Raw genomic sequence first — 4147 nt, forward strand, 5'->3', positions numbered from 1 at the left:
CCACAGCCTCATTCGTCAGCAGGTCGACCTGAGAGCGACGGCGCGCACCATCGAGATCTTCCACCGTGGCAAGCGCGTCGCGGCGCATCAGCGCCGCTATGGAGGTCCTCGCCATGGAACCGATCCGGATCACATGCCCAGCTCCCACCGGCGCTATGCCGAATGGACACCGGAGCGCTTTCGGCGCTGGGCCGCATCCATCGGACCGCAGACGGAAGGCCTGGTCATCGCAATCCTCTCCAGCCGTCCGCATCCCGAGCAGGGCTTTCGAACATGTCTGGGCATCCTACGCCTGTTTCGCGACATCGATCGCAATCGGGCCGTAGTCGTGTCAGCCCGCGCTGTCGAGATTGGTGGCCTGAACTGCAAGAGCATTGCCTCGCTCATCGCCAACCACAAAGCCGCACGCCATTCCACCGAACCAACCGCCATCGTCGATCACGCCAATCTGCGTGGCCCTGATTACTTTCATTGAGAGATCCACCAATGCTGATCAATCCCACCATAGACATGCTGCGAGAGCTCGGCCTTTACGGCATGGCAACCGCTTTCCAGGAACTCGAAGCCCAGTCCGAAGCGTGCGGCMTCGAGCACGGCGAATGGCTTGCCATGCTGCTCGAACGCGAGGCGACCATGCGCCGCCAGAAGCGTTTCGAGGCTCGCGCCAGGGCGGCCAAGCTTCGCCAGAACGCGCAGATCGAGAATGCCGATTTCCGTGCCGCACGCGGTCTCGACCGTAATCTGTTCATGGCGCTTGCCGGCTGCGACTGGATCAGAAAGCATCACGGCCTTCTCATCACCGGGCCGGCCGGCGTCGGCAAAAGTTGGCTTGCCTGCGCTCTCGGTCACAAGGCCTGCCGCGAAGACTTCTCCGTCGCCTATCACCGGGTTCCCCGGCTATTCGCCGCTCTCTCGCTTGCGAGAGGCGACGGGCGATACGGCAGGATCCTCAAATCTCTTGCCAGGACCGACCTGCTGATCCTCGATGATTGGGGACCGGAAAAGCTCAATGACGACCAACGTCGCGATCTCCTGGAGATCATTGAGGACCGCTACGAGCGACGCTCAACCATCGTCACAAGTCAGGTGCCCGTGGATCGCTGGTGGGAGATTATTGCAAACCCGACTCTTGCCGATGCCATCTTGGATCGCCTCGTTCACAACGCCTACCGCATCGATCTCACCGGTGAAAGCATGCGAAAACAGCGCCCGCCAGTCGCATCCGAAAACACCGAAGCTTGACCTGAAACAAAACCCAACCCAAACATCAACGAGACCCAGGATCAGAMCGAAAAACGTCCGGCTTCAAATCGGAATGGTGGCCGGAACGAAATCGGAATGACTGGCCGGCTTCAAATCGGAATCGGTGGCCGGCTTCGTCGGAATACGCAACTGAGGCCGCGCCCGGTCAATTTGCGCAGGAATTGCGTCCAGATCGGGTCGGCTTCTGAGGGCCAATCTCCATGTTCAGCACCTCGCGTCGGTCATACGCATTGGCGTGCACGACAATGATGACTGCGACCGGGACCATGCTGCCACCGCGGCGCACCTACAGTTGGCTGGCATCAAACAGTCGCCTTCGATCGAACGGTCGAGGAAGACCTTCACCTTACCGTTCGATCAACCCCGATGGGGCGCCGGGTGCTGAACATGGAGATTGGCCCTCAGAAATCGAGCAAAGCGAGCCCGGTGATCACCCGCTTCCATTGCCGAGCACGGGGCGCCAGGGACGTCTGGCGTAGTTAGCGCCAAGATCAGACTTACCTCCCCAATGCGTCGGTCTGGCCTGAGGAGGAACGCTGGCCACTTGCCCCGCTACGATGGYCAGCCAAAGGCACACTGTGCCCGCGACGACCGCCCGTAGGAGYGCGAGCAAAGCTCTTAAGGAAGAAGCGACGGGACCGCGATGATCCCGGGAATCAAAGCACGCCGACTAGCCGCTAGCCATACCACGTCTGCAATTCGGGCGACCAATGCAGATCGACGTCTCAATGGATACTAATCGGCTAAGGCCCATGCTTGGTCCAATAGCCAAGCACGCATTGTTGACGCAGGTTTTGAGAGCGGCTTCCTGTTGTTCCAAGCCAGACAAAAGCCGACAGGGTCACGCATAGCGACATCGGAGAACCGGACGAGTCTTCCCTGGAGCACCATCGGTCTGACCAGTGAATCCCATCCCAATGCCAAGCCTTGATTTGCCTCAGCCRCCGTAAGGAGAGCCGAGTATCTGTTAAATCTGCTCCCGCGCAATCCTTGGTAGGGAACAGATGCGTTTTGCAGAAAATCGTGCCATCGAGGCCAATGCGGATTATTCCAATCTACATGAAGCAGCGGAAGGCTCGGCAAGTCTGTTGGCTTGGCAAAACGGTGCTCTTCCGCAAAAGCCGCACCACAAACAGGATAAATGAGATCTTTTAACAGGGGCTCGGTGCTTTCGTTCGCCCATATTCCTGCTGCGGGTCTTACGAAAAGGTCTACTTCAGCATTACGAAAGTCACGAACCTCATCCGATATGAAATGATTTACGGTAATGTGCGGAAACTTACCCCAAAAATCCGTCATTCTTGGCATAAGCCAGTGCGTGGCGAAAGCATCAGTACACGCCAAAGTTACGATTTCGTCGTCCTTTTCAATCCTTAAGGCCTGGACCGCTTCAGAGCAACGCGATAGACTAGCAGCTACCTCAGAGAACAAATCTTGCGCCGCCGCGGTCAGCTGAACTCCATTTTTGAGTCTAATGAAAAGTTTAAGACCAAGTTCATCCTCTAGTGCCTTTATCTGCCGGCTTACCGCACTGACAGTTACGTTCATTTCATCTGCAGCGCTTTTGAAGTTAGCATGCCGAGCGGTCGCCTCAAACACAGCCAAAGTCGTCAATGGCGGGAGGTTGTAGTACTTGCGGACGATCGATTTTCTCCTTTGACCTATCCTGCAACCGCTTAATATAAACACCTTGCGCTGCTTTATCTTGGCGCGCTCACAATAATTCGCGACAGGTTCGATTGCAAGAAAAACTGAAAAGYACTACCCATCTCAGTGGTGAGAAACCTCTGGCCCCATTAAATCGGCGCGCATGGCATTCCGTGGCAGCTCGAAAGCCGCTCGGAGTTAYGGCCGCCGCGGATCGGGGCACGTCGGTATCCCGGGAAGCTTGGGGCAGTCCAATGCTCCACTTCCAGGTATCAATCTCACCGGCTCAGCTGAACTCTCGGCTGAACTTCTTTGGATTCCCGCTCTCGCTTTGTGTCAGCCACCCTGCAGCTCGTTGTGYCCACATTGAGCGGCGGCTGCATCGACGCGTCTGGCTTCCTCGTTCTCTTTTAACCAAGGGGGTCGCCGAATGCTACGCATCCAGGGGACTTTTCTTAGCCGCTGGGTAGATCGATCCTTAAAATGGCCGGCGCTTGCCCGAGGGGCAAAAAGTGCCGGCTAATTGGTGCTCTGGAGATGGACTTAGGCGTCCAGCCAAACCTTCTGGAAATCCATTGTGTAGGTTGGGTGCATGGCGTAGTTCTTAACCTTCTTGTTCATATGGCAGTAGAGCTTCTGCCAGAATGGCTGGATCATAATGCCGGAGTCCTGCAGGATCTGCTCGACGTCMTTCATAACCTCTTTGCGTTTGGCAACGTCTATCAGTGATAGCGCATCTTTGAGCTTGGYGTCGAAATTGGGATCGGAGTAAGCCGTCTCATTCCAAGCCTCGCCAGTGCGGTACGCCAATGCGAGGACCTGAACCCCGAGCGGGCGCATGTACCATTGCGTTGTGGAATAGGGATATTTGTTCCAGTCGTTCCAATAGGTCGAGGCTGGTATCACAGTACGTTTAACTTTGATACCAGCTTCGCGCAATTGAGCAGCAATTGCGTCAGCGGTGTTCTTCTGCCATTCGTCGTCAACCGAGATTATCTYGTGTTCGAACTCGGCCTGTCCTGCGTCCAGCATCAGCTTCTTGGCGCCCGCCATATCTCGCGCTTTTTTGGGGAGCGGATAGTACTCTGGATGGATTGGGCTCACATGATGGTTCTCGCCGACGGTGCCATGTCCACTATAACCCAGCTGCAGGACGGCGTTGTTGTCGACTGCCATCTGTAGCGCGTTCCGCACCCGTTTGTCGTCATAGGGTTTGTGGGTGGTGTTGGTCCGGCAA

The 4147-nt window shown here is 56.5% G+C and carries 4 protein-coding genes and 1 pseudogene; 2 read left to right on the forward strand and 3 right to left on the reverse strand.

Features of this window, described 5'->3' with window-relative positions; all coding sequences use genetic code 11:
* A partial coding sequence (locus tag ORS3428_RS05700) for a transposase (protein ID WP_131802844.1) occupies window positions 1–475 on the forward strand: 475 nt, incomplete at its 5' end.
* Window positions 476–486: 11 nt separating this feature from the next.
* Window positions 487–1242: an IS21-like element helper ATPase IstB gene (gene istB, locus ORS3428_RS05705; protein ID WP_071095383.1), complete on the forward strand. Its 756-nt coding sequence runs from the start codon at window positions 487–489 to the stop codon at window positions 1240–1242.
* A 152-nt stretch (window positions 1243–1394) separates the two neighbouring features.
* Here istB and ORS3428_RS34385 read toward each other — a convergent pair.
* The 3 genes and pseudogenes from ORS3428_RS34385 to ORS3428_RS05710 all read right to left on the reverse strand — a co-directional run.
* Window positions 1395–1611 (reverse strand): annotated as a pseudogene (locus ORS3428_RS34385) (transposase); the annotation flags it as partial.
* Between the two features lie 387 nt (window positions 1612–1998).
* Complete coding sequence (locus ORS3428_RS31185) at window positions 1999–2952, reverse strand: LysR substrate-binding domain-containing protein (protein WP_083355008.1); 954 nt, start codon at window positions 2950–2952, stop codon at window positions 1999–2001.
* A gap of 501 nt (window positions 2953–3453) precedes the next feature.
* The coding region (locus ORS3428_RS05710; protein WP_244507863.1) for an ABC transporter substrate-binding protein at window positions 3454–4147 on the reverse strand (694 nt) is incomplete at its 5' end.

This window comes from Mesorhizobium sp. ORS 3428, from assembly GCF_001854785.1.
Lineage (GTDB): Bacteria > Pseudomonadota > Alphaproteobacteria > Rhizobiales > Rhizobiaceae > Mesorhizobium.